This window comes from Leifsonia naganoensis, assembly GCF_013410615.1.
In the GTDB taxonomy this organism is placed as follows: domain Bacteria; phylum Actinomycetota; class Actinomycetes; order Actinomycetales; family Microbacteriaceae; genus Leifsonia; species Leifsonia aquatica.
Genome location: NZ_JACCHJ010000001.1, coordinates 1,127,115 through 1,151,663 on the forward strand (window position 1 = coordinate 1,127,115; position 24,549 = coordinate 1,151,663).

Genomic DNA, 24,549 nt, shown 5'->3' on the forward strand with positions numbered 1-24,549 from the left:
CCTCTTTGAGATTGGGTGGCTGGTGGGTCAGCGTGCGTTTTGGTGTCGGACGGGCGCGGCTCAGAGCGGGGATCCCTGCTCCTCCAACGCCTTGCGATGGAGGGCTCGTGCGGACTCGAACAGCCGCACGCAGTCCGGCCCCCATTGCATCTGAAGGACTTCGCGCTCCATTTCGGGCTGCTGCATCTCCCACGCGCGCTCCTGGAAGCGCGCAGTCTCGGCGATAGCCTCCTCTTCCTGCTCCGGTGTCAGCCCCAGCGCGACCCGTGCGCGGTGCGGCAGCGCCCCCACGGCAGCCTTGTGAGGCTCCCGGTACAGCAGCGTCTGCATCCGGAGCGCCGGGTTCTGCGACGGGTGGTAGGTCTTGGTCGCCGACTCCGTCAGGATCTCGAGGTAGTCGTAGCCGTACTCGGGAGAGATCCTGACGGTGCTGCTGGGACCGAACAGCTGGTCGTACTCGGCGTAGAGCGCCTTCAAGTCCGCCATGTTCTGGGGGATCTTGTCTTCGGGGGTGCCGTGTGCGCGTAGGTAGGGTGCACACTCCCGGATGAATCGGTCGCGCTGTTCGTCGGACAGCCGGTGGGGAGCTTTGCCGTCTCGATATGCGAAAGCCTCGTACATTCGCAACATCGGGTGCATCTCGGTCAGGGCCGCCCACATGGATTCGCGCGGGCCGGCGGCTGCGTATCCGCCGAGCTCGGGGTTGCCGACGTCGATCACGTCGCCGGCGACCTTCTGGTGCACCTTGTGCAGGAAGTTCGCCATCGACACTGCGGTGTTCGTGTCGCTCAGCCACATGATCCCGTGGATGCCCGCGCCACGTGAGGAGCGCTCGAAGCCATCGAACCCCGAGAAGACACCTTCACGCGCCTGGCGGACGATGGGCTCGTGATCGCGGATTCCCGCCACGATCGGCAGGTAGGTGTCCTGGGCGATCTGCTGACCGACGTGGTGGAAGACGACCGTCGCGGGGTGCAGGAGGACCTCCCACACCATGCTCCCCGGACCGAAGAGTCCGTAGTCCGGGGTGCCGTCGTCCTTGACGGAATCGCCTGCAGCGACCGGGACCATCCCGCGACGCCAGCGCCGGTCGGTTCCACGGATGTCCTCTTCGGTCACCACGCGTGGCTGCCCGGGAGCGATCTCCTGCACTGTCATGTGAAACTCCTTCGTTCGACAAGACCGTTAATTCCCGCCCGGGAATTAAGTGGTTGACACAGTATTGTTTGAGGGTCAGCGCCCTGTCAAGCTCGCTACGGAACGGAGTCCTCATGACCCGCACACCTGCGGCCGAACCAGCGAGCGCCGGCGCGTTGCGAGGGCCGGGAAAGCGGGCCGGGCTCACGTTGGAACAGATCCTCGCCGCAGCGCGAACCATCGACCCTCGCAGTCTCACGATGCAGGCCGTGGCGGATACCCTCGGTGTCGATCGGAAGGCCGTCCACCATTACGTGCGCGACCGGGAGACGCTCCTGGATCTGGTCGCGAGAGAGGCCTTCGCCGAGCATTTCGCAGCGGCCCACCTCGCCGAGAGCGAGAGTTGGCAGCAGGCGTGCCGCGCGTACGCGACGGCATTCACCGAAAGTCTCATCGCTATCGGCTCACTCGGGGACTACTTCCGGCCAGGAAGCCCGTTGCTGGTGGGAATCATCGCGCCGACGGAAGTCCTGCTCTCCGCGCTGCTGGACGCCGGCTTCGACGATGAGACTGCGGCCCAGTGCCTCATGCTGCTGACGTTCATCTGCACCGGGTTCGCACGCACCGCCACCCTGACGAGTGAAGCCGGAGAGCACCTCGGGCTCGCTCAGCTTCGACTCGCCCTGGAGGATTCGGCTGGCGCGAGTTTCCCGCATGTGACGCACATGGGGGATCCGAGCGTCGATACCTCCGGCGCAGGACAGTTCCGGACGAGCATCGACGTCTTCATCAGCGGATGTGAGGACCTGCTGAAGGCGCAGAAGTCCGTTGGCGAGCCGTAGGTTTCATCCGGCTGCCCCTAGAGCGACGCCGCAGCCGCCTCGGTTCCTGGCAGGACGAGCTCGATTTCGTCACCCGTCGGTTCGGCGGGAATCTTCTTGCGCAACTGGAGCAGCCGAAGTAGGAGAACAGCCGCCGTCGACGCCACAGCCCATATCCCGAGGACGAGAAGGTGCTGTCCCACCTGTGCACCGTTGAAGTAGAGCACTCCGCGCATCGCCTCCAAGGCGGCCGCGCCGAACCAGAAGCTGTGGATGAATTGCCAGAAGCTCGGCAGGAGGCCTGCACTGACCGCACCTCCTGCGCTCGGGAAGTTGAGCGCGAGCAGGAAGATCGTGACTCCGAACGTGGAGGCCGTGCGTAGAGCGCGGGTCAGCAGCGTCGCCAGCATCGCGACCGTGAACACGTAGAGTACGTCGATGCCCCACATGGCCCAGGCTTGGCCGGCACTCGCCCCGAAGACGCCGACGAAGAGGCTCTGGACTCCGATGACGACGGAAGGAATGACCACCGCCGAGACGCCCACGATCGCAAGCTGGTAACGCAAGCGAGCTCGAGGGAACGTCTGGAAGAGCGCGTTGATCGCCAGATACCCGCCGACCGTGCTCGCAATGATGAGGTAGAACAACCCGGTTCCCGTGGGATCCTCGTCCGACACAGGGGCGACATCGACGACAGTCACCGTTCCGCCCAGGGACTCGGCGACCTGTGACCCGAGTGATTGGACCGTGGACGCAGCGAGCCGACCACCTCCATTCGCGATGTATACGGTGACGTCTCTTCCCTCGACGGCGATCGCACCTTCGACCTGTCGATCAGCCACGGCGGATTTCACCGTGGATGCGTTGGTCGTGGTCGTGAGGTGGAAGGCGCCGTCGGCCTTGGCTTCAACCCCATCCACCACCTGGGTCGTCACGGTCTGTGGTCCCGCGATCACGACAGACATGTTGTTCGGGGTGGGAGAGTGCAAAGCCGTGAGGTATGCGAAAACGAAGGACACGATGAAGAACAAGGGCAGGGCGATCACGCCGGCGATCCGAGTGGACGGCTTGAGATTGCGGGGAGCGGCTGCCAGATCGATCGCTTTCGTATCGACTCCTTGCATGGTGCGCACCTCTCGGCGCAGCACCGAGATCGATCTGCCCAACTCGATCACGGCGATGATCACGAGCAGTGCGAACGTCCAGGCCGCCAACTGGAGTATCCAGCGGGCGCTTCCCGCACCGTCGAAGTAGATCAACGACCGGAACGTCTCCAACGCGCCGGCGCCGAACCAGAAACTGTGGACGTCTTGCCAGAACGGTGGCAGGAGTGATGCCGCCGTCGTCCCTCCCGAGCTCGGGAAGTTGAGGAATACGACGAGCAGGATCACTCCCATTGTGATCGCGGGGCCGACGAGTTGTTCGGCCAGGATCGCAGCCAGGGCGCAGGTGAAGACGTAGAGGGCGTCGATGAGCAGCAGCTTGGCGATCGTGCCGGCGTCGGCGCCGTACGTTCCGACCACGATCGAACTGAGGAAGAAGACCAACGGTGGAGTGACGACCGCGGCGACCGCGGCTCCAGTCAGTCGTGCTCGCAGCGATCGTCCCCAGAGCTCGGAGATCGTGATGATGACGAGGTAGCCCCCGATCGACGAGAAGATCAGCAGATAAAGAAGGTTGCTGCCGAGCGGGTCCTGCTTGGCCAGCGGGGCGACATCCACGACCGTATTGGCGACGTCGAACTGCGAGGCGATCTTGTCGCCGACTGCTTGGACGACCGACGTCGTCGCGCGACCGGCCCCGGACGCCGTGTAGGTGGTGACCGTCGTCGTCTGGGTCCCGTCGGCGGCCATCTCGATATCGATCAGCACGCTTCCGACGGAGGCGCGACTCGTCACGCTCCCCCTGGCATCCGCCGCTTGCCCCGAGACCGCGACGGAGAATTCATCGCCCTTGCTCAGTGAGTTCGCGATCGGTGTTGTCACGGCGGACGGTCCGACGATCGTGATTGGCATGTCGTGGGGCGTCGGATCGTGTGAAGCACTGACGTAGGCCAGCGGGAATCCGATGATGAAGAACAGCGGCAGCGCGAACCACGCGATGATCTTCCCGAGCGAGGGCCGCGAGTGGGGCGGGCGGGGTTCCGATGACATGGCGTACCTTCCGAACGGTGGGGTTGTGTCGATTAGGCGCGGACGCCGGTGAGTTGCTCGAGGATGCGCGGAGCGACTTCCTTCGCTTCGGGAAGCACGGCCACGACCGCTCGGCGAACGCCGTCCGCCGGCTCGTCCGGAGCGAGCGTCCAGACCGGCCATCCCACCGCGGATGAGGAGGAAGCGACGATGCCCTTCAGTTTCTTCGCGGGCGGCGATGGCGGCGTCCACTTCGCATCACGTTTGGCGATCGAGGCATGGAGCTTCTCGGGCGTGCGACGCCCGAGACCGAGAGGCCGGATTACAGTCACGAGCAGCCGCTGCTGCCAACTGGGACGCGATGTCATGATGCCGATGGTAGTCCGGCAGAGGTATTAAAGTCAACACCGTTGACCTAAATAGCGGTTCGAGTGATTTGCGATTCGATCAGGGGTCGATGAGGCTCTGCAACGCGCGGGAGTAGACCTCGACGACGAGCCCCGTCTCGTAGTCACGCAGGTGCGTCTGGTGGGCGACGCGAAGGTTGACGAGGAGGCCGGTGAGCTGCGCGGTGATCAGACGAGCACGCAACTCGACATTGTCGCCGGTAAGGCGCGCGATCAGCGGTTGAACGATGTGCTGCTCGGTCGAGCGCTCGAGGTAGGCGCGCACGTCAGGTCGGTCTGAGGCGCCCATCAGGGCCGCGAACACCTTGACCTGCTCGGGCGTTGCGTCAGTGATGAGCCGATCGAGAATGCTGCGACCGAGCTGGTCCAGCGGACCCTCAGTGAGTCCGCGGAACCCTTCGTCCACGGAGAGCGTTTCAAGGAACAGCGATTCCTTCGATCCGAAGTGGCGGATGATGATTGCGGGGTCGACCGACGCCGCTGCGGCGATGTCGCGGATGGAGGTCCCGGAGAACCCGCCTTCGGCGAAGAGCTTCGACGCGGCGGCGCGGATCGCGTCCTGGGCGCGCGTGGACGGCGGCCGCCCGCGGCGCCGCGGCGCCGCGGGAGCTTCGTGCTGGTCGTTCACCTTTCGAGTATCTCAGGTCGCGTCCGGTCGCCGTGGGTCAGTCGTCCGCGACGACGATCGTCACCTCGATGTTGCCGCGAGTCGCGTTCGAGTACGGGCAGACCTGATGCGCAGCCTCGGCGAGGGACTCGGCGACGCCCTGCTCGACTCCAGGAAGCACGACTTCCAGGAGGACGGCCAGCCTGAGGGCGCCCTGCGCGTCGGCTAGCAGGCTGATCTGACCACCGACAGACGACCCGGAGATGTCGATCTTCCGCTGTCTCGCCACCAGTTGCACGGCGGAATGGAAGCAGGCGGAGTATCCCGCGGCGAACAGTTGCTCAGGGTTCGAGCCGTTGCCGGAGCCACCCATGCTCTGGGGAACAGCGAGGTCAAGGTCGACCCGGCCATCGGTGCTGCGGACGTGGCCATCCCTTCCCCCTCCGGTCGCGATGGCCTCGACGGTATAGATGCTGCGCATATCGCTCTCCTTGTTCAGTCGTTGTCGTGGTCAGTGGTGGTCGGCGCCTTCGGCGATCAGCTTCTCGACGACGCCCTGCAGAACGGTCCCGTTGCCCCAGCCGGCGTAGTACATACCGTGCAGGACCAGCTCGCGCAGCTGGTCGGTCGTGAACTCGCCGTTGGCAAGGGCCCCGCGCAACTGGGTCTCGATCAGATCGGCACGACCGAGCATGGCGGTGGCCCCGAGCGTCAGGAGGCGCCGGTCGCGGAGCGTCAAGTACGGACGCGCCCAGACGTCGGCGAAGAGCTTGTCGACCGTGTCGACGATCGAGGGGACGGTGATCGGCTGTGGGATCTGCGCGCTGAAGCCGTCGCCGTAGACCCGATCCATCGTCACCAGCCCTCGCTCGCGCACATCCTCGGGGTAGCGGGTCTCGACGTCGCCGCGATAGACCGCGGACATGCGAGGCCGTACGACGTCCACGATGGGGAGCGGGATGCCGACGCTTCCGGCGAACTCCTGAGCCGCCGAGAGATCCTTCTCAGCCAGCACGTTCACCTGCGCGGCGTAATCGTCGGGAACCACGTTTCCGGCGACCTGGGAGCGAAGCAGAGTGTACGGCTCCGTACCCGCGTCTTGCTGCTCGAGCACCTCCAGCAGTGTCTCGCGAGTGACGCCGCCGGCTGCGGCGATCGATGTCGCCTCGCGGACAGCGGCCCAGATCGAATAGGTGAGCGAATTGCGCGCGAGCTTGGCGACCATCCCTGCTCCGAGCGGGCCGCAATGGACGACCGACTTGGCGAATGCATCCAGCACCGGGAGGGCGCGAGCGACGTCTGCATCCTCACCACCGACCATGACGATGAGCCCGTTTTCGGCGGCCTTGCTGCCGCCTGTCACGCCTGCGTCGAGGAACGCCACGCCGCGATCGGCGCACAACGCGGCGAGCGAACGGACCGCCTCGATCGAGACCGTCGACAGCAGGACGACCGTGAGGCCGTCGTGGGCTTCTTCGAGCAGACCCCTGGGTCCGGCGATGACCTCCTCGGCCTGGGCGGCGTTGAGCACGGCCAGCAGAACGATATCGCTCTGCCGGGCGACCTCGGCTGGACTGGCTGCTTGCGACGGCACTCCGTCGAGGTTGTCGGAGATGCCGGGGCGCACATCGAACACAGCCGTCGGGGCGTTGCCGGTCTTGGCGAGACTGACAGCCACACCGCCACCGATCATGCCGAGCCCGATCACGCCGGCGCGGACGGTATCCGGGCCCTTCGCATCGTTGACAACCATTGTTCTGCTCCCTCTTCGATCGAACCGTTCATTGAATCAACCCTGTTGACTAAATCTTGCGCTCGCCTTACCTTTATGTCAACACGGATGACTTTAATCAGTAAAGCATCTTCGACGAGGAAGGAATCAGTCATGCGAGGTCTGAATACGAAGCGGATCCTGGTCGCAGGGTCGGCCAGCGGGATCGGCGCGGCGACTGCGATCCGCCTCGGGCAGGAGGGAGCACATCTCGTCCTGGGTGACATCAACCTCGACGGCGCCGAGTCGACCGCTCAGGCGATCCGCGACGCAGGCGGTACCGCGACCGCGGCACGCTTCGATCTGGCGGACGCGGCGTCAGTTGAGCAGCTCGTCCAGTCGGCTGTCGATTCCCTCGGGGGTCTCGATGGCGTCGCGAACGTTGCAGCCGATCTGTCCCCCGCGACTCTCGGCAACGATGTCGAGGTGACCGACATGGACGTGGCGATCTGGGAACAGACGCTCAGGGCCAATCTGATCGGCTTCGCCCTGATCGCCAAATACGCCGTCCCTCACCTGGCCGAGGCCGGAGGCGGTTCCATCGTCAACACCTCCTCAGGCGCGTCCTGGGTGGGCGAGAAGACGCGGCCGGCCTATGCCGCCTCGAAGGCCGGCATCAACGCTCTGTCTCGTCACCTGGCCGCGACCTACGGACACCAGGGGATCCGCGCGAACAGCGTCAGCCCGGGCGCGGTACTCAGCGAGACCGCTATCGCGACGATGAGCGATGACTTCAAAGCCGCCATGCTCGCCGGCGTTACTCTTCCGCGACTCGGCCGGCCCGAAGACCTCGCGCAGACGATCGTCTTCCTCCTCAGCGATGACGCGGACTGGGTGTCGGGACAGGTCTGGAGCGTCAACGGTGGCGGCGGGTTCCGCGACTAGGACCTCGCGCGGACGGCGATGCAACAAATGAATTCGAAACAGATGATGGGAGACGGAAATGGGTCGTTTTGACGGAAAGGTCGTAGTGATCACGGGAGCCGGGCGCGGTCTCGGCCGGGAGCACGCGCTCCTGTTCGCTCGCGAGGGCGCTCGCGTGCTGATCAACGACGTTGCGACGCGCGAGGGGTCACGGGCGTCAGACGTCGTCGCCGAAGTGGAAGCCGCCGGCGGAATCGCCGTGGCGAACACAGACTCGGCGACGTGGGAAGGCGCATCCTCCATCGTCGGCACGGCCGTCGATGCATGGGGGACCGTTGACATCCTCATCAACAACGCCACCGCGGGCGGCTACGGCAACGTCTGGGACTTCTCGCAAGCCGACTGGGACCGCACCATCGCCGTCAACCTGAGCGGGTACTTCGCGATGATCCGCCAGACCGTCCCGCTGATGGCGGCGCAGGGCTCAGGCGTCATCATCAACACCAGTTCGGGTGGCGGCTTCGGCCTGCCCGGACTCGTCGCCTACGCCTCCGCCAAGGAGGGTGACATCGGACTGACTCGGACGGTGGCGAAGGAGGTCGGTCGTTTCGGCATCCGATGCAACGCGATCCGGCCCCTCGCTCTCGCACAGTCCTCCGACTCGTTCGATGAGGCGATGCTCCCGTGGGCCCGCCTCATGCAGGCGACGACGGGTGACGACCCTGCGACGCGCGGCGGAACGTCGCTCGGTGCCGAGGTTCTGACGCCACCGAAGATTCCGCCGTTCGTCGCGTGGCTGTGCACCGACGCGGCGGCGAACGTGAACGGTCGCACATTCAAGATCGGCGGAGACCAGGTGAGCCTTCTTGAAGAGCCCGGCCTGGAGCGGACGATCGAACACGAGGGCGGATGGACCCTGGACCTTCTCGACGCTGAAGCACCCTCCGGTCTGACCAAGGACCTGACGAACCGATGGACTCTCGAGGATCGCCCCGACCTCGCCGACCTCAAGAAGTGGGCCGATTGAGTGACCTCCAGACCAGCGAGGTGAAGCCAAGATCTCCGTCCGTGTGACACCAGAATCACTCGGACGGAGGTTTTCGCTGCTACCCCTAGATCCCGGTGCTCGAGCGGCATGACGAATGGCGGCTGGAATCGGCGCGGTCGCAACTGAATTGACCGCCTCAGATATTGCGCTCGCTTAGGACAGGTGACGTGGGCGGCTCGGCAAGGCATCGATAGTATGAGGATTTGCTCCCCCTCCCGCCAGCCGGGCGAACGACAGAAACGGGACGCACGCAGCCTCGGCTGCGATTGCCGCCAGCCGGCCAATAGGCGTGTGGGGGTCGGCCGCAATGGCCCACCCGTCGGTTGCGTATCGCGCTACGATCTCCACGCATTCCCGCTTCTCCTCGGATCCCGGCTCTGCGGTACCTGTCACGCCGATAAGCCCGCCTTGCAGCTCGGGGCCCATGCTTCTGGTGTCGATGATGAATACCCGCATCCTAATCACTCCCCTGGTCGATCGTTTTGTTTGCCTTTCCCGCGGAGAGATCGATGGCGAGTGGGAGGTGCGGGAGTGCGGGGACCGTGGAATACCGGAGGGAGCAGCGAGTGAGGATATGCCGCGAAAGCCCGGCACGGGAGCACCGGGAACGAGCTACGATCGACCACCGGAAAGACACACAAACCGGCAAAGACAGCGCCGCCGACGGCGGCTCCACTGGCAACCCATCGCGCACGCGAAGGGGGCAGTCGATCTCCGACGCACCCGCCCCGTTTATCTCCCGTGAGATCGGCTGGCGCGCTCAGCGCGCGACGAGGACCTCACGAGTAGCGACAGCGGCCGCCGGGAGCCCGGTGCGCGGATCGAGACCCGCCTGCCAGCGCGCCTTCTGTTCGGTCGGCGTCGCGATCGACCCGTTCGGTGCCGTGACCGGGATCAAGAAGTTCGGCATACCCAGGCTCAGCGCACACGCGTCCACTGCCGGCTGCTCGGCTACACCGGGCTCCGCTGGGGCGAGGCCACTGCACTCCGTGCGAAAGACGTGGATCTGCGGCGTCAGCGACTTCACGTCGTCGAGAACGCTGTCTTCGTGCGAGGTGAGGTCATCGTCGGATCGCCGAAGTCACACAAGCGACGGAGCGTTCCGTTCCCCGCCCTCCTGCGCGAGGGGCTGACGGAGGCGATCGCGGGCAAGGATCCTGAGGACTTGGTGTTCCCCGGACGCTTCGGGCAGCACCAGACCACTCCGACGATCAGGGAGAACTCCTGGCTTGATCGCGCGCTGATCTCAGCCGGCCTGCCATCCATGACGATCCACGGTCTCCGCCACACCACCGCGAGCCTCGCAGTATCCGCCGGCGCCAACGTCAAGGCAGTCCAACGAATGCTCGGCCACGCGTCGGCAGCCATGACACTCGACGTCTACGCCGACCTGTTCAACGACGATCTTGACGAGGTCGCGAAGCGACTGAATGAGGCCGCTTCGATCGCGCTCGATCACGCGCGCCCAACGGCCCTCACATAGGTCGCCCGCTGGTCATCCGAGCGCGTCTCGGCCCGCTTCGATGATCTGGAGTGTGTCCAGATTGTGTCCACGTCGGCTTGTGAACGACGAAACGGCAGTCCGTCCGGACTGCCGTTCGCGTTGTGTGTCTGTAGCGAGGGCGGGACTCGAACCCGCGACACCACGATTATGAGCCGTGTGCTCTAACCACCTGAGCTACCCCGCCGCGGTCTCCACCGAACATCGGGGAGACGGAGCCCCCTGTGGGAATCGGACCCACTACCTCTTCCTTACCAAGGAAGTGCTCTACCAATGAGCTAAGGGGGCGAAGCCGGTCCTGGTCGGAAGACCCGAACGATTTTGGCAACCGTAAGAGAATACCATCACCGCGAGGGTGCTTCCGACCATCGTGGACGCGACTGCGCGCGGGCCGGTCAGGCGGCCCGCGCTGCCTCCGAGGCGCCGTCGAGGGCGTCCAGTTCTGCGGGGGTGAGCTCCAGCGAGACCGACGCGAGAAGGTCCGGGAGCTGGTCGAGCGTGCGCGCGCTGGCGATCGGCGCGGTGACCGTCGGCTGGGCGGCCAGCCACGCGAGCGACACCGACGCGACCGAGGCGTCGTGCGCGGCCGCGACCTCGTCGAGAGCGCTCAGGACGGCGCGACCGGTCTCGTCGAGGTACTTCGCCGCACCGGCGGCGCGGGCGCTGTCGACGGTCACGCCGTCGCGGTACTTGCCGGTGAGGAAGCCCGCGGCGAGCGCGAAGTACGGGAACACGCCGAGGTTCTCGCGCTCGGCGATCGGGCGGTACTTCTGCTCGTAGGAGCGCTCGACCAGGTTGTAGTGCGGCTGGAGGGCGACGGCGCGGTGGAGGCCCTCGGCCTCGGTGATGCGGAACCACTCCTCGATGCGCTCGGGGCTGTAGTTCGAGATGCCGATGTAGCGGACCTTGCCCGCGTCGACCAGGCCGGAGAGGGCCGCGACGGTCTCCTCCAGCGGGACGGTCTCGTCGTCGAAGTGCGCGTAGTAGAGGTCGATGTACTCGCTGCCGAGGCGCTCGAGCGAGGCGTCGGCGGCGCGGCGGATGTTGTCGGCCGCGAGCCCCTTGAAGTCGGGGTGCTGGCTGACCTTCGTCGCGAGCACGACGTCCTCGCGGTTGCCGCGGGCGTCGAACCACTGGCCGAGGATGCGCTCCGAGTCGCCGCCCGTGTTGCCCGGCACCCACGCGGAGTAGCCGTCGGCGGTGTCGACGAAGTTGCCGCCCGCCGCGGTGTACGCGTCGAGCACGTCGAAGGAGGTGTCCCGGTCGGCGGTCCAGCCGAAGACGTTGCCACCCAGCGAGAGGGGGAAGACCTCGAGGTCGGAACTGCCGATGGTGCGACGGGGTGCGGTCATAAAGATCTCTCCGGTTTCGTGTGTCGTGTCGGTCAATTCACGGTAACGCGAGTGGCCGCGCGAAATTCCGGGAGGCACTGAAGATGTGGAAAGGTTAGGCGGAGCCCCGCGCTGTGGAGGGCCGTACGCTGATGGGATGGACGTCGCCGCCCTCCCCTCGCCTCCCTCGCTCTCAGCCGACTGCGCGAACTGCGCCGGGCTCTGCTGCGTGGCGCTGGCGTTCGCGAAGTCGGCCGACTTCGCGTTCGACAAGCCGGCGGGCGATCCGTGCGTGAACCTCGACGACGACTTCCTCTGCCGCATCCACCCGCAGCTGCGCGACCGCGGGTTCAAGGGCTGCACGGTGTTCGACTGCTTCGGCGCCGGCCAGCACGTGACGCAGCGCACCTTCGGCGGCGCCACCTGGCACGACGGGGGCGCCACCCGCGACGGGATGTTCGCGGTCTTCCCGATCGTCCGCCAGCTGCACGAACTGCTCTGGTACCTGCGGGAGGCGCTGCGCCTGCCCGCCGCCGAGGGCCTTCACCCGCGACTGCGCGCCGCCGAGCGGGCCGTGCGCGCCGCGGCCGACGACACCCCGGAACGCATCCGTGAGCTCGACGTCGACGCCCTGCGCGCCCCTGCGGCCGAACTGCTCCGGGAGGCCGCACGTCTGACCCGGGAGGCGGCGACCCGCTCCCCCGGCCGCAGGCGCGACCCGAAGGGCGCCGCGCGCACGCCACGCGTCGCCGCGACCCGCCTCCGCCCAGGCGCCGACCTCCTGGGCGCCGACCTGCGCGGCGCGGATCTGCGCGCCGCCGAGCTGCGCGGCGCACTCCTGATCGCGGCCGACCTCCGCGATGCCGACCTTTCCTTCGTCGAGCTGCTCGGCGCCGACCTGCGTGACGCGCGTGTGCACGGAGCCGACCTGCGCGACGCCCTCTTCGTCACGCAGACCCAGGTCAACGCCGCGACCGGCGACGCGAGCACGCTGCTTCCGGCCGGGCTCGGCCGGCCCTCGCACTGGCGCGGCTGAGCCGACCGACCGGGCATCGTACACAGACCGCTCACTGGAAACGCTTCCATTCTGCGCAGTCTGCGCCACTAGACTCGTCCCGTCGGCCAGGCGCCGGCCGGTCGCGCGCCCGGTGCGCGGCCTCCACACGACCGCGGAAGGGGTGCGATGCCCGGCATCGACGACGTCGCCCGTCTCGCCGGAGTCTCGACCGCAACGGTCTCCCGTGCGCTCAGCGGCAACGGCTCCGTCTCCGACCGCACCCGCACGCGCGTCGCCGAGGTGGCGGCCTCGATCGGCTACGTCGTCTCGTCGGACGCCTCCAGCCTCGCCTCGGGCCGCACCCGCAACATCGGCGTCGTCGTCCCCCACCTGAACCGCTGGTTCTTCACCTCCGTGATCGAGGGAGCCGAGCGCGCCCTCCTGCGCCGCGGCTACGACCTCACGCTCTACAACCTGAGCGGTGACGACGGCGAGCGCCGCCGCGTGTTCGACCACCACCTCCTCCGTAATCGGGTGGATGCCGTCATCGCCGTCGCACTCGCCCTCGACGAGGACGAGGTCGGCCGGCTGCTCTCGCTCGGCAAGCCCATCGCGGGCGTCGGCGGCCCGCTGCCCGGCGCGAGCGCGATCACGATCGACGACATCGCGGTGGGGCGTCTCGCCACCGACCATCTCATCGGGCTGGGGCACCGCCGCATCGCCTACATCGGCGGCAGTGAGGAGTGGGACCTCGAGTTCCACACGCCCACGAAGCGCCGGCTCGGTTTCGAGGCGGCGCTCCGCGATGCCGGGCACGCGCCCGACCTCGACCGCAACCGCGGCGCCGACTTCACCATCCCCGGCGGGCACGCGGCCGCGATGGAGCTGCTCGCCGACCCCGCCGACCGGCCCACCGCCATCTTCGCCGCCTCCGACGAGATGGCGATCGGCTGCATCCTCGCCGCGCGCGAGCTCGGGCTCTCGGTGCCGGGCGACCTGTCGGTGATCGGCGTCGACGACCATCCCCTCGCGGACTTCTTCGGCCTGACGACCATCTCCCAGCACCCCGAGCTGCAGGGCGAGGAGGCCGTCGAGCTCCTCCTGCGGAGCGTGGAACGCGGGCGCCGTCGCCCCGGGCCGCGCACGACCGCCGCGACCGCGCTGCCGACACCGCCCGCCGACGACGCCGACGCCGACGACGAGCGCCCCGTCACCGTCCCGGTCGCCGTCGACCTCGTCGTGCGTTCCAGCACGGCGCCCCCAGCCCCCGCACATCCAGCGCTGTCCGCCGGCAGCCCGAACGAGAGGTGACCGTCATCACCGCCAACACCCCCGACTCCTCCGCCCTCGCGCCCAGCTCCCCCGGCCGCGAGTGGTGGCGCTCCGCCGTCATCTACCAGGTCTATCCGCGGTCGTTCGCCGACGCGGACGGCGACGGGATGGGCGACCTCCCGGGCATCACGCACCGCCTCCCCGCACTGCGCGACCTCGGTGTGGACGCCGTCTGGCTCTCCCCGTTCCAGACCTCGCCCCAGCGCGACGCCGGGTACGACGTCGCCGACTACCGCGACGTCGACCGTCGATTCGGCACCCTGGCCGACTTCGACACCATGCTGACGACCGCGCACGAGCTCGGGCTGCGCGTGATCATCGACATCGTGCCGAACCACTCGTCGAGCGATCACCGCTGGTTCCAGGAGGCCCTGGCGGCCGGTCCCGGCAGCCCCGAGCGCGCGCGCTACCTGTTCCGGGACGGCAAGGGCGAACACGGTGAGCTGCCTCCGAACAACTGGGAGTCCATCTTCGGCGGCGCCGCGTGGACGCGCGTCGACGAGGCGGACGGCAACCCGGGCCAGTGGTACCTGCACCTGTTCGACAAGTCGCAGCCCGACTTCGACTGGACGAACCCGTGGGTCCGGGAGCAGTTCCGCGACATCCTGCGCTTCTGGCTCGACCGCGGCGTCGACGGCTTCCGTGTGGATGTCGCCCACGGCATGATCAAGGAGACCGGCCTCCCCGACTACACCCCGCCGGAGCACGCGGGCAGCATGGGCGGGGGCGCCGGATCCGTCGCGCTCGAGCCCGGCATCGAGGGCCACGCGGGCGACGAGCCGCCGACGCCGCCGTACTTCGCGCAGGACGGCGTGCACGAGATCTACCGCGACTGGCACCAGGTGCTCGAGGAGTACGAGGGCGACCGCGTGCTCTGCGGCGAGGCCTGGGTGGAGCCGCTCGAGAAGCTGGCCCACTGGGTGCGGCCCGACGAGATGCAGCAGACCTTCAACTTCGGCTACCTCGAGACGCCGTGGGAGGCGGCGGCGCTGCGCACCGTGATCGACCGCTCGATCTCGGTCTTCGGAAGCGTCGGCGCACCCAGCACCTGGGTGCTGTCGAACCACGACGTGGTGCGGCACGCGACGCGTCTCGCGCTGACGGGCGAGAACCTCCAGGGCCACGGCATCGGCCCGAAGACCACCGGACTGCCCGACCCCGTCTTCGCGCTGCATCGCGCCCGCGCGGCGACCGCTCTCATGCTCGCGCTCCCCGGCTCGGCCTACCTCTACCAGGGCGAGGAGCTCGGCCTTCCCGAGGCGATCGACCTGCCCGACGACGCCCGTCAAGATCCGACCTGGTTCCGCACGAACGGCGAGCGCTACGGTCGCGACGGCTGCCGCGTCCCGATCCCGTGGGAGGGCGCTGACCCGTCGTACGGCTTCGGCCCGTCGGCGAAGAGCTGGCTGCCTCAGCCCGCGTCGTGGGCGACCTACACGCGCTCCTCGCAGGAGGGCGTGCCCGGTTCGACCCTGACGATGTACCAGGAGGCGCTCGCCGCCCGCCGCGCGCACGACCTCGCGTTCGGCGAGCTGGACTGGTTCGACCTCGGCCCGGACACCCTCGCGTTCCGCTCCGGCGGCGTCACGGTGGTCGCCAACTTCGGCGAGCGACTCGTGGAGCTGCCGGCGGGCGAGATCGTCCTGGCGAGCGGCGAGCTCGAGGGCCGCAGCCTCCCGCGCGACACCACCGTCTGGCTGGTCTGACCGCAGCGGCGATAATCGTCTCGGCCGCGGGCCGGTCGGCTCAGGACGCGTTGGCCTTCAGCCACGCGTAGGGGTCGACCGGCTCGGTGCCGTTCAGGCGGATCTCCAGGTGGAGGTGCGCACCGGTCGAGACGCCGGTGTTGCCGACCTTGCCGACGATGTCGGCCACCTTGACGATCTGCCCGGCCTGCACCTGGACCGAGCCACGCTGCATGTGGCAGTACTTGCTGCTCACCAGGGCACCGTCGATCATGTGGTCGATCGTGACGTTGACGCCGCAGCCGCCGTTGTCGCCGAGCACGACCTCCCGCACCACGCCGTCGGCGATGATCTGGATGGGCACCCCCTCGCCCGGGGTGAAGTCGACGCCCAGGTGGTTGGTGGAGGCTCCGGCCGTCGGCGCCTCGCGCGGCCCGAACCACGACGAGATCGGGACGCCGACCGGGAACGGCCACTGGATCGCGCCGCGCGGGTTGTTCGTGAAGGTGTTGGCGATGCGCATCGAGCGCACGGCCGCGAGCTGCTCGGCCGCGGTCACCTCGGGGCTCTCGCGGTCGACGACGGCGGTCTGGTCGGACTCCACGCGGTCCAGCGCCTGCACGTCTCCGCGGCTCGCCCCCGCATCGGGGAACGCCTCGGCGACGGCCGTGGCGCGCACCTGCTCCTCCGTGAGGAGCGCCATCGCCGGGAGCGACGTGGCCACCCCGATGCCGAGAACGGCGAACATGGCGATCACGCTGACGCCGCGGCCGGCACGACCCTTGACCGCGGGCGACGCAGAGGCTTTCGCCGAGACCACGGCGGCGCGGTTGCGACGCGCACGCCTGGTCGAGCGGCTCTCGGCCTCGCGCGCCTCCCGGGCGGCTCGTGCGGCCCGGCGGGTCACCGGCGCGTCCGGCTCGGATCGGCCGGCGCTGTGGTCGGTGGAGGGGCGCACTCGACCAAAAGTAACAAATCGATAAACATCACGCCAGTTCGCCGGCGCGTCCGCCTACTCCCAGGCGCCGAAGAACTCCTGCACCATCGGCTCCAGCGCCTCGTAGAGCGCGGGTGCCGCGGCGAGCAGCAGCCGGCCGTCCTCCGGTCCGCCGTCGAGGCCGCCGACGCGCGCTCCGGCCTCCCGGGCGACGAGCGCACCGGCCGCGTGGTCCCACGGGTTCAGCCCGCGCTCGTAGTACGCGTCGAGCCGACCTGCGGCGAGCGCGCAGAGGTCGAGGGCGGCGGAACCGATGCGGCGGATGTCGCGCACCTCGCCGATCAGCCGCGCCACGAACTCCGCCTGTCGCCGCCGCACGCCCGCGTCGTACCCGAAACCGGTCCCGACCAGGGCGAGCGGGAGCTCCACCCCCTCGTTCACGCGCAGCGCCTGGCCGTTGCGGGTCGACCCCCGACCTGCCGCCGCGGCGAACACGTCTCCTGACTCCGGGTTCACCACCGCGCCCGCCAGTGTCCGCCACGTCGTCGGGTCGGGGTCGCCCTCCACGACGGCGATGCTCACCGCATAGGCCGGGATGCCGTAGGCGTAGTTCACCGTGCCGTCGATCGGGTCGACCACCCAGGTGAGCCCGCTCGTCCCGGCATCGCCGCCGGACTCCTCGCCGAAGAAGCCGTCCGTCGGCCGGGCCGCCGCGAGCGCTCCGCGGATCAGGTCCTCGGCCTCCCGGTCCGCCCGCGTCACGATGTCCGACACGGACGACTTGGAGGCGGCGATCTCCACGCCGTCACGCCGGCGCTGCTGCGCGAGCGTCGCCGCCCGCTTCGCGATGGTCACGGCGATGTCGCGGAGCTCTGCGGAGGAGGTCATGCGTCCACCCTCCCACGCGCCGCACCGCGGATTCGTGCCGAATGTCGACTTTCGCCGCCGCATAACGACGATTCGTGCCGAATGCGGCGACCCCGGAGACGACGAAACCCCCGGTCATGGAAGACCGGGGGTTGTTCGCTGTGGCGAGTGAGGGATTCGAACCCCCGAAGGCTACGCCGTCTGATTTACAGTCAGATCCCTTTGGCCGCTAGGGTAACTCGCCGTTCGCGCTCCCGACCACCAGTCAGCTGCTGACCGAAGGCGCCACATAAGAATACTGGTCGCGCGCCCCGTCGCGAAATCAGGCCGTGCGCGGCGTCTGCCCGCGGCGAATTCGCGCCCGGCAGAAGCCGATGACAGGGGCCTCTGCGCCGCTCAGGATGGGCGCATGGACACCGACATGAACTCCCCGGTCCAGCGCCTGCTGGAAGAACGCATCGTCTTCCTCGGCAGCGAGGTGACCGACGAGACCGCCAACGAGGTCTGCGCCCGGCTCCTGCTGCTGGACTCCATCGCCGCTGACAAGGACATCTACCTCTACATCAACTCCCCCGGCGGCTCGATCACCGCGGGCTTCGCCGTCTACGACACCATGAACTTCGTGCGCGCCGACGTCGCGACCGTGGCGCTCGGCTTCGCCGCCTCGATGGGGCAGTTCCTGCTCTCGTCGGGTGCGAAGGGAAAGCGCTACGCCCTGCCGAACGCGTCCGTGGTGATGCACCAGCCGCACGGCGGGTTCGGCGGCACGAGCGCCGACATCCAGACGCAGGCCAACCAGATCCTCCACTTCAAGCGGAGGATGGCGCAGCTCACGAGCGAGCAGACGGGCCGGACGGTCGAGCAGATCGTCGAGGACGGCGACCGCGACCGCTGGTTCACCGCGGACGAAGCGCTCGACTACGGATTCGTGGATGCCGTGGTCGGCACGACGGGCGCCCTGCGCGCCTGACGCCGCGCACCGGGAGCCAGGAACCGAGCGCTGACGCTCAGGCGACGAGCAGCAGCGCGGCCGGCGCTGTCTCGGTGGTGGAGGCCGGCTCGGCGACCGCCGCGACCGCGGTCTGCGACGCAGGGACCTCGTCGCGCTCGGGGACGAGGCTCAGCACCTGCGCCGGTGCGGCGGCCTGCACTCCCGCAGCCTGCACGCCCGCAAACTCGGCGGCGACGCGGGTCAGCAGCTCGCCCTCCGGCACCTCCAGCACGCGGCACAGCGCGGCGAGGATCTCGGACGACGCCTCCTTGCGGCCCCGTTCGATCTCGGAGAGGTAGGGGATGCTCACCCGCGACGTCTCGGAGAGCTGGCGCAGCGTCGTCCCCTGCTCCGTCCGTATCCGGCGGAGCACGGACCCGAGAGCGTGCCGCAGAAGCATGGCGCAAGCCTAAGCCGCGCAGCGCGGATCCGGACCAGTGCGATCCGGTGATTCTGCTCAGAGCAGAACGCGCAGCGACATCGATCCGCCGGTCACGCCGGTTCCGCGCCCGCGAGCACCTCCGGCGGCAGCACCCGCTGCGCACCCAGCACCTCGAGGCCGACCAGCCGCCCCTCCGCGTCGTACTCGGCGTCGACGTAGCCGCCCGCCGGCACCCCGGTGACCTCGCCGCGCAGGGGTGCTCCGGCCGCGCCCTCGTCGAACAGGAGGTGGGCCACATCCAGTTCGGGGTCGTAGACGATGCGCATGACTCGACGCTACGGGGCAGCGGCCGCGGTGTCGTCGGACCGTCGTACCACCCTGCGGGTCCGCCGAGAGAGGGACACCGATCGGCGACACCCCGCAGCCGCTTCCACGGATGTCGGTGGCCGGGCGCAGAATCGTCGGCATGAGGACCTTGGAGATTTGCGAACGGTGCGACGGGACCGGTGCCGACCCCGCCCAGCACGGTGAGGAGATCACCGTGTGCGTGGAATGCTCCGGTGACGGCTGCCACGTGACGTACTACGCCGAGTTGAGAGAGACCGCGTAGCCTGACCGCCGACGGTCGTGTGCCCCGTATCGGAGGCTGGAGGCGCGACCCGCGGTGTGGGAGTGTCGGTCCATGCTGATCGTGACGACCAACGACATCCCCGGCCACACCGTGACGAACGTCCTCGGCGAGGTGTTCGGCCTTACCGTGCGCTCGCGCAACCTCGGCTCCAACCTCGGGGCGAGCTTCAAGTCGCTCGCGGGCGGTGAGCTCAAGGGCATCACCGCGCTGCTGCACGAGGCGCGCACCGAGGCGCTCGGCCGCCTGGCCGACGAGGCGCAGGCGAAGGGCGGCAACGCCGTGCTCGCGTTCCGCTTCGAGACCAACGACTACGGCCAGGCCGGCGTCGAGGTCTGCGCGTACGGAACAGCAGTCACGATCTCCTGATCGGTTCCGCGGTTCCGTCCCCGGTCGCGGGTCCGGCCACAACGCACGGTTGCAACGGCCCAACCGCGCGTCGGTAGCCGAGGCGGCCCCGGCCGGGAGATGCTCGGTGGAATGAACGTCTCCCCCGTGCGCACCCTCCCGGCCCGTCTCGTCTCCCGCGGGGTCGACGTCGCACCCGGCGTGGGTGTCACGGTGGTGATCGCCCTCGTCGCGACGGGCATCGCGCGGCTCGTGCCGGCCCTGGGCAGCGCGCTCCCCGCGCTGCTGATCGGCGTCGTCGTGGCGGTCATCCGCAAGCCGACGGGACGGTTCGCGCCCGGAGTCGGCTACTCCGGCAAGTTCGTGCTGCAACTCGCCGTGGTGCTCCTCGGCGTGCAGCTGTCGCTGTCCGGCATCCTCGTCGTCGGGATGCAATCGCTCCCCGTGATGCTGAGCTCGCTCGTCGTGTGCCTGCTCGCGGCCTGGCTGATCGGCCGCGCCCTGCGCATCCCGACCCGCGAGCGCACCCTGATCGGCGTCGGCACCGGCATCTGCGGCGCCTCCGCGATTGCCGCGGTCTCGCCGATCATCGGGGCGACCAGCGCCGAGATCGCCTACGCGGTCTCCACGATCTTCCTCTTCAACGCCATCGCGGTCGTGGTCTTCCCGTATCTGGGCCACGCGCTCGGGATGGATCCCCACACCTTCGGCCTGTTCGCCGGCACCGCGGTCAACGACACCAGTTCGGTCGTCGCCGCCGCGAGCCTGTTCGCGACCTCCGCCCTGGGTTTCGCGGTGGTGGTGAAGCTCGTGCGGACGCTGATGATCATCCCGATCAGCATCGGCCTCGCCATCGCCGAGAACCGCCGGACGAACGCGGGTACGCCGATGACCGCCCGCCGCGCGCTCGGGCTGGTGCCGTGGTTCCTGATCGGCTTCCTGCTGGTCGCCGTCGCGAACACGTTCATCCCGATCCCCGGCGGCGTGCACGACGGGCTGGTCGCGGTCAGCGTCTTCCTCGTCTCTGTCGCCCTCGCCGGCATCGGCCTCTCCACCGACCTCGCCGCCATCCGCCGCGCCGGCTGGCGACCGCTGCTGCTCGGCTTCACCCTGTCGACGCTCGTCGCCGGGACCAGCCTGCTCGTGATCTGGGTGACGGGGCAGCTGTAGTTCGTCGTTGACACCTCCGAGGATCAGGCGGAACCTGTGATGCACGGCGCACCGACGTGGGTGCACCGGTCCGGAGGGAGGGACCGTCGTGCCCCTGAACGAGAAAGTCGTCAGCTACACCGTCACCGTGCTGAAGAACGAGATCGTGCCGTACACGCGGGTCATCCGTCTCACGACCGAATCCGGGCACCGGGTCTTCCTGGCCTTCGAGCCGGATCCGCGAGCGAACTGGCTGGAGGTCGCAGGCGCCTACTCGAACGTGTTCCTGGACGCCCCGGAGTTCGACCGGACGTACCATCTGCTGCAGACGGAGAGCCCTGTCTACTTCACGGCGTTCGCCCTCCTCGGGATCGCCGCCTACAACCTGTCCACGGGTGAGGAGCTTCCCGGCGAGGGCCCCGGCGACGACGATGCCCTCGTCGATCTGGCGGCTCGGATGCGCGAGGCCGCCGCGTCGTCCGACTGACGGCGCTCGGAGGTGGAGGGCGACCGTCGCCGCCGTAGACTCGTGGGACGAGGCCGATCAGCACATCAACCGTGATCAGCATTTTCTACGAAGAGTGAGGCAGATACCGTGGCAGACTCCACGTTCGACGTCGTCAGCAAGGTCGACAAGATGGAGGCGGACAACGCCGTCAACCAGGCGCGCAAGGAGGTCGAGCAGCGCTACGACTTCAAGAACGTCGGCGCCTCGGTCGAGTGGAGCGGCGAGAAGATCCTGCTCAAGGCCAACACCGAGGAGCGGGTGAAGGCCGTGCTCGAGGTCGTCGAGTCCAAGATGATCAAGCGCGGCATCACCCTCAAGTCCCTCGACGCCGGCGACCCCTACCCCTCGGGCAAGGAGTTCCGCATCGAGATCGGCCTCAAGAACGGCATCGAGCAGGACGCCGCCAAGAAGATCTCCAAGCTGATCCGCGACGAGGCCCCGAAGTCGGTCAAGGCACAGATCCAGGGCGACGAGCTCCGTGTCTCGTCGAAGAGCCGCGATGACCTCCAGGCCACCATGGCACTGCTCAAGGGCGCCGACCTCGACGTCGCCCTCCAGTTCGTCAACTTCCGCTGACGTACCCGCGGATCCAGCGCTCCATCTCCGCGTAGGCGACGCCCCGCGGCTGTTCCCGCGACAGGAACACGTCGTGCAGGGCGCCGTCGATGCGTGAGACGGTGACGGTCGGGGCGAGCCCCAGTGCCCGCTTCGCGATGTCTTGCACGACGAGCACGATGTCGCTGCTCATCATCTCGGGCGTCCAGTACGGCAGCAGGGCCGACCGCGCCGACAGCAGGGTCAGCACCGGCACATCCAGGGACAGTCCGGCGGCGACGCGGGCATGGCCGGCCAGGATCGCCGTCAACCAGGCGGGATGCACGGGGAAGCCGCGCACCGGGCGCCAGGCCAGGTCGTAGTCCCACTCGCCGTCCATCGTCTTCGAGACGGAGCGCGTGTAGTAGCCGAGGTCGACGTTCGGCAGCGCCGCCTTCGGATCGATCCGGGCGTGGAGGTCGATCAGCGGCGCGAGGGCGGCGCGTCCCGGACCTCCGGCCTGGAACTCCAGCCACGGGCTGTTGAGCACGAGTGCGTGCGCCCGCCCGGGGTGCCGGTTCGTCCACAGGCTGAGGGTCAGGCCGCCGGTCGAGTGGCCCAGCAGGATCAGCTTCCGGTGGGAAGCCGACCCCTCGCCGTGGCCCATCACCGTGAGCGCGGCCTCGATGTCCTCGTCGTAGGTGGCCAGGTTGTCGACGAACCCCGGGGTCTGCCCCTCCCGCAGGCTGCGACCGTACTTGCGGAGGTCGAGCGCGAAGAAGCGCGCGCCGCGATCGTGCCAGAACCGCGCGAGCTCCTCCTGGAAGAAGTAGTCCGACCAGCCGTGCACGTAGAGCACGTCCGTGTCGGCCGCCGGCCGGTGCGGGCGCAGGTCGGCGAGCCGCGGCGCCGGGAAGTACCGTACGAGGGTCGCGACAACCTCGCCCTCGCTGTCGGGCTGCAGCGGCAGGGTGAGCTGCTCGAACGGCTCGCCGAGCACATCGGGCTGCCACTCGTGCACGCGGGTCATCCCCCCAGCGTGCCAGGTCGGGAGGCTCGCCGGTACACCCGGCGTGCGCGCCGCGCGACTGCGCCGTCCCGCGACGAGTGCGCCGGGTCGCCGCGCCGCAGACGTCCCGCGGCGCAGCAGTCGCTACCAGCGGGCGCCGGCGCTCAGTCCTCGGAGGAGGCCGAGACCGACGTGCGGTTGGAGACGCGCACCATCTCGTCGCGCGGCACGACCTTGATGCGGGCGCGTCCGCGCTCCGCACCGAGGGCCTGCTCGTGCTCGTCGAGGTTGTGCCAGCCGTCGAGGTCGGTGTACTCCACACCCCGCTCGCGCAGGAGCTTATCCACAGATTCCTCGTCAGGGTCGGTGGGGGACCACCAGTTTCCCTGATCGTTGATCACATGCTTGATCGTCTCCATCGCGTCCGACTTGGTGTGTCCGATGAGCCCGACGGGGCCGCGCTTGATCCACCCGGTGGCGTAGACGCCGTACATGCGCTCGTTGTCGTCGCCGCGCAGCACCTGGCCCTCATGGTTCGGGATGACGCCGTGCTTCGCATCGAAGGGGATGTCGGGCAGCGGGGAGCCGAAGTAGCCGACGGCGCGGTAGAGCGCCTGGATCTCGACCTCGCGGATCTCGCCGGTGCCGCGCACGCCGCCCTCGCCGTCGGGCTCGGTGCGCTCGTAACGGAAGGCGCGCACGCGACCGTCCTCGTCCGGGAGCACCTCGAGCGGCTTGGCGTAGAAGTGCAGGTGCAGGCGGCGGGAGGCCGCGCCCACCTCGCGCTGGCGCCACTGCTGCAGCACCCGGTCGATCACCATGACCTGCTTGTTGCTCGCGATGGCGTCCTTCGACTGCTCGTCGTAGTCGAAGTCCTCGTCGTAGACGATCATGTCGACGTCGCGCAGCTCGCCGAGCTCGCGCAGCTCTAGCGGGGTGAACTTCACCTGCGCCGGCCCGCGGCGCCCGAAGACGTGCACGTCGGTCACGGGCGAGCTCTGCAGGATCTCGTAGACGTTGTCCGGGACCTCGGTGGGCAGCAGGTCCTCGGCGTGCTTCGCCAGGATGCGCGAGACGTCGAGCGCGACGTTGCCGTTGCCGATCACGGCGACGGACTCGGCCTCCAGCGGCCACGTGCGCGGCACGTCGGGGTGGCCGTCGAACCAGCTCACGAACTCGGCTGCGCCGTACGAGCCCTTCAGGTCGATGCCCGGGATGTCGAGGTCGGCGTCGCGGATGGCGCCCGTCGAGAAGATGACGGCGTTGTAGTGGCGCTTGAGGTCGTCCAGCGTGATGTCGGTGCCGAAGTTCACGTTGCCGAAGATGCGGATGTCGCCGCGGTCGAGCACATCCCGCAGCGCCGTGATGATGCCCTTGATGCGGGGGTGGTCAGGGGCGACGCCGTAGCGCACCAGGCCGTAGGGAGCCGGGAGCTGCTCGAAGAGGTCGATGGAGACGTCGAAGCTGCGTTCCGCCTTGAGCAGGATGTCCGCGGCGTAGATGCCGGCGGGCCCGGCGCCCACGATGGCCAGTCGGAGTTTGGTCATGCGTCGTATCCTTCGT

Annotated in this window: 26 protein-coding genes and 3 tRNA genes; 12 read left to right on the plus strand and 17 right to left on the minus strand. The window is 68.5% G+C overall.

The annotated features are described in order from the left end of the window. Nucleotides 1-60 precede the first annotated feature (60 nt). Nucleotides 61-1,158 carry an oxygenase MpaB family protein gene (locus HNR14_RS05355; protein ID WP_218874976.1) on the minus strand — a complete coding sequence of 366 codons (1,098 nt, stop codon included), beginning with the start codon at nucleotides 1,156-1,158 and terminating at the stop codon, nucleotides 61-63. 113 nt (nucleotides 1,159-1,271) lie between these two features. On the opposite strand from HNR14_RS05355, the gene HNR14_RS05360 reads away from it, so the two are divergent. Next, nucleotides 1,272-1,979, plus strand: a complete 708-nt coding sequence (locus HNR14_RS05360) for a TetR/AcrR family transcriptional regulator (protein WP_179700208.1) — start codon at nucleotides 1,272-1,274, stop codon at nucleotides 1,977-1,979. A 17-nt stretch (nucleotides 1,980-1,996) separates the two neighbouring features. Here the strand turns inward: HNR14_RS05360 and HNR14_RS05365 are convergent, their stop codons facing one another. The 5 genes from HNR14_RS05365 to HNR14_RS05385 all read right to left on the minus strand — a co-directional run bounded on the left by HNR14_RS05365 (nucleotide 1,997) and on the right by HNR14_RS05385 (nucleotide 6,857). After that, on the minus strand, nucleotides 1,997-4,111 hold the full coding sequence (locus HNR14_RS05365) for an ABC transporter permease (protein ID WP_179700209.1): 2,115 nt from the start codon (nucleotides 4,109-4,111) through the stop codon (nucleotides 1,997-1,999). 32 nt (nucleotides 4,112-4,143) lie between these two features. Further along, nucleotides 4,144-4,458: a hypothetical protein gene (locus tag HNR14_RS05370; protein ID WP_179700210.1), complete on the minus strand. Its 315-nt coding sequence runs from the start codon at nucleotides 4,456-4,458 to the stop codon at nucleotides 4,144-4,146. Between the two features lie 79 nt (nucleotides 4,459-4,537). Continuing rightward, on the minus strand, nucleotides 4,538-5,125 hold the full coding sequence (locus HNR14_RS21305) for a TetR/AcrR family transcriptional regulator (RefSeq protein ID WP_179700211.1): 588 nt from the start codon (nucleotides 5,123-5,125) through the stop codon (nucleotides 4,538-4,540). Between the two features lie 37 nt (nucleotides 5,126-5,162). Next, nucleotides 5,163-5,585, minus strand: coding sequence for an organic hydroperoxide resistance protein (locus HNR14_RS05380; protein WP_179700212.1), 423 nt, complete (start codon nucleotides 5,583-5,585; stop codon nucleotides 5,163-5,165). Nucleotides 5,586-5,615: 30 nt separating this feature from the next. Further along, complete coding sequence (locus tag HNR14_RS05385) at nucleotides 5,616-6,857, minus strand: NAD(P)-binding domain-containing protein (protein ID WP_179700213.1); 1,242 nt, start codon at nucleotides 6,855-6,857, stop codon at nucleotides 5,616-5,618. Between the two features lie 87 nt (nucleotides 6,858-6,944). Here HNR14_RS05385 and HNR14_RS05390 point away from each other — a divergent pair, with 87 nt between their 5' ends. Further along, nucleotides 6,945-7,760, plus strand: coding sequence for an SDR family NAD(P)-dependent oxidoreductase (locus tag HNR14_RS05390; RefSeq protein ID WP_218874977.1), 816 nt, complete (start codon nucleotides 6,945-6,947; stop codon nucleotides 7,758-7,760). A gap of 85 nt (nucleotides 7,761-7,845) precedes the next feature. Further along, nucleotides 7,846-8,766 (plus strand): SDR family NAD(P)-dependent oxidoreductase, encoded by a 921-nt coding sequence (locus HNR14_RS05395; protein WP_179700214.1) that lies wholly within the window; start codon nucleotides 7,846-7,848, stop codon nucleotides 8,764-8,766. 781 nt (nucleotides 8,767-9,547) lie between these two features. Here the strand turns inward: HNR14_RS05395 and HNR14_RS20785 are convergent. Next, nucleotides 9,548-9,697: a hypothetical protein gene (locus tag HNR14_RS20785; protein ID WP_246311521.1), complete on the minus strand. Its 150-nt coding sequence runs from the start codon at nucleotides 9,695-9,697 to the stop codon at nucleotides 9,548-9,550. Here HNR14_RS20785 and HNR14_RS05400 point away from each other — a divergent pair. Then, a complete protein-coding gene (locus HNR14_RS05400; protein WP_281371334.1) occupies nucleotides 9,635-10,270 on the plus strand; it encodes a tyrosine-type recombinase/integrase in 636 nt (211 codons plus the stop codon). The genes HNR14_RS20785 and HNR14_RS05400 overlap by 63 nt on opposite strands. A gap of 131 nt (nucleotides 10,271-10,401) precedes the next feature. Here the strand turns inward: HNR14_RS05400 and HNR14_RS05405 are convergent. From HNR14_RS05405 to HNR14_RS05415, 3 genes are all read right to left on the minus strand, one after another. Further along, a tRNA-Met gene (locus tag HNR14_RS05405) sits at nucleotides 10,402-10,475 on the minus strand. A gap of 29 nt (nucleotides 10,476-10,504) precedes the next feature. Further along, nucleotides 10,505-10,576: transfer RNA gene (locus tag HNR14_RS05410), tRNA-Thr, on the minus strand. 107 nt (nucleotides 10,577-10,683) lie between these two features. After that, a complete protein-coding gene (locus HNR14_RS05415) occupies nucleotides 10,684-11,640 on the minus strand; it encodes an aldo/keto reductase (protein ID WP_179700215.1) in 957 nt (318 codons plus the stop codon). Between the two features lie 136 nt (nucleotides 11,641-11,776). Here HNR14_RS05415 and HNR14_RS05420 point away from each other — a divergent pair, with 136 nt between their 5' ends. From HNR14_RS05420 to HNR14_RS05430, 3 genes are all read left to right on the plus strand, one after another. Further along, a complete protein-coding gene (locus tag HNR14_RS05420) occupies nucleotides 11,777-12,655 on the plus strand; it encodes a pentapeptide repeat-containing protein (protein WP_179700216.1) in 879 nt (292 codons plus the stop codon). Between the two features lie 147 nt (nucleotides 12,656-12,802). Beyond that, nucleotides 12,803-13,927, plus strand: coding sequence for a LacI family DNA-binding transcriptional regulator (locus HNR14_RS05425; RefSeq protein ID WP_179700217.1), 1,125 nt, complete (start codon nucleotides 12,803-12,805; stop codon nucleotides 13,925-13,927). Next, nucleotides 13,924-15,654, plus strand: coding sequence for a glycoside hydrolase family 13 protein (locus HNR14_RS05430; protein WP_179700218.1), 1,731 nt, complete (start codon nucleotides 13,924-13,926; stop codon nucleotides 15,652-15,654). Before HNR14_RS05425 ends, HNR14_RS05430 begins: the two co-directional genes overlap by 4 nt. Nucleotides 15,655-15,694: 40 nt before the next feature. On the opposite strand, the gene HNR14_RS21310 is transcribed toward HNR14_RS05430, so the two are convergent. The 3 genes from HNR14_RS21310 to HNR14_RS05445 form a co-directional block, all read right to left on the minus strand. Continuing rightward, entirely contained in the window at nucleotides 15,695-16,591 is an 897-nt protein-coding gene (locus tag HNR14_RS21310; protein WP_179700219.1) for a peptidoglycan DD-metalloendopeptidase family protein, read from the minus strand. A 54-nt stretch (nucleotides 16,592-16,645) separates the two neighbouring features. Then, nucleotides 16,646-17,458, minus strand: a complete 813-nt coding sequence (locus tag HNR14_RS05440; RefSeq protein WP_179700220.1) for an inositol monophosphatase family protein — start codon at nucleotides 17,456-17,458, stop codon at nucleotides 16,646-16,648. Between the two features lie 141 nt (nucleotides 17,459-17,599). Continuing rightward, a tRNA-Tyr gene (locus tag HNR14_RS05445) sits at nucleotides 17,600-17,681 on the minus strand. Nucleotides 17,682-17,846: 165 nt separating this feature from the next. Here HNR14_RS05445 and HNR14_RS05450 point away from each other — a divergent pair. Continuing rightward, nucleotides 17,847-18,407, plus strand: a complete 561-nt coding sequence (locus HNR14_RS05450; RefSeq protein WP_179700221.1) for an ATP-dependent Clp protease proteolytic subunit — start codon at nucleotides 17,847-17,849, stop codon at nucleotides 18,405-18,407. A gap of 37 nt (nucleotides 18,408-18,444) precedes the next feature. On the opposite strand, the gene HNR14_RS05455 is transcribed toward HNR14_RS05450, so the two are convergent. Continuing rightward, a complete protein-coding gene (locus tag HNR14_RS05455) occupies nucleotides 18,445-18,828 on the minus strand; it encodes a helix-turn-helix domain-containing protein (RefSeq protein ID WP_179700222.1) in 384 nt (127 codons plus the stop codon). A gap of 92 nt (nucleotides 18,829-18,920) precedes the next feature. Beyond that, nucleotides 18,921-19,136: a DUF2283 domain-containing protein gene (locus tag HNR14_RS05460; RefSeq protein WP_021758652.1), complete on the minus strand. Its 216-nt coding sequence runs from the start codon at nucleotides 19,134-19,136 to the stop codon at nucleotides 18,921-18,923. Between the two features lie 356 nt (nucleotides 19,137-19,492). Here HNR14_RS05460 and HNR14_RS05465 point away from each other — a divergent pair, with 356 nt between their 5' ends. The 4 genes from HNR14_RS05465 (at nucleotide 19,493) to HNR14_RS05480 (ending at nucleotide 22,019) form a co-directional block, all read left to right on the plus strand. Further along, nucleotides 19,493-19,807, plus strand: a complete 315-nt coding sequence (locus HNR14_RS05465) for a YbjQ family protein (protein ID WP_021758656.1) — start codon at nucleotides 19,493-19,495, stop codon at nucleotides 19,805-19,807. A gap of 111 nt (nucleotides 19,808-19,918) precedes the next feature. Next, nucleotides 19,919-20,956: a YeiH family protein gene (locus tag HNR14_RS05470; RefSeq protein WP_179700223.1), complete on the plus strand. Its 1,038-nt coding sequence runs from the start codon at nucleotides 19,919-19,921 to the stop codon at nucleotides 20,954-20,956. 88 nt (nucleotides 20,957-21,044) lie between these two features. Continuing rightward, nucleotides 21,045-21,422, plus strand: a complete 378-nt coding sequence (locus HNR14_RS05475) for a hypothetical protein (RefSeq protein ID WP_179700224.1) — start codon at nucleotides 21,045-21,047, stop codon at nucleotides 21,420-21,422. A 108-nt stretch (nucleotides 21,423-21,530) separates the two neighbouring features. Then, complete coding sequence (locus HNR14_RS05480) at nucleotides 21,531-22,019, plus strand: YajQ family cyclic di-GMP-binding protein (protein ID WP_179700225.1); 489 nt, start codon at nucleotides 21,531-21,533, stop codon at nucleotides 22,017-22,019. On the opposite strand, the gene HNR14_RS05485 is transcribed toward HNR14_RS05480, so the two are convergent. Together HNR14_RS05485 and HNR14_RS05490 are read right to left on the minus strand one after the other, a co-directional pair. Then, nucleotides 22,006-23,007, minus strand: coding sequence for an alpha/beta hydrolase (locus HNR14_RS05485; RefSeq protein WP_179700226.1), 1,002 nt, complete (start codon nucleotides 23,005-23,007; stop codon nucleotides 22,006-22,008). The genes HNR14_RS05480 and HNR14_RS05485 overlap by 14 nt on opposite strands. 143 nt (nucleotides 23,008-23,150) lie before the next feature. Beyond that, a complete protein-coding gene (locus HNR14_RS05490) occupies nucleotides 23,151-24,533 on the minus strand; it encodes an FAD-dependent oxidoreductase (protein ID WP_179700227.1) in 1,383 nt (460 codons plus the stop codon). Nucleotides 24,534-24,549: the final 16 nt, after the last annotated feature.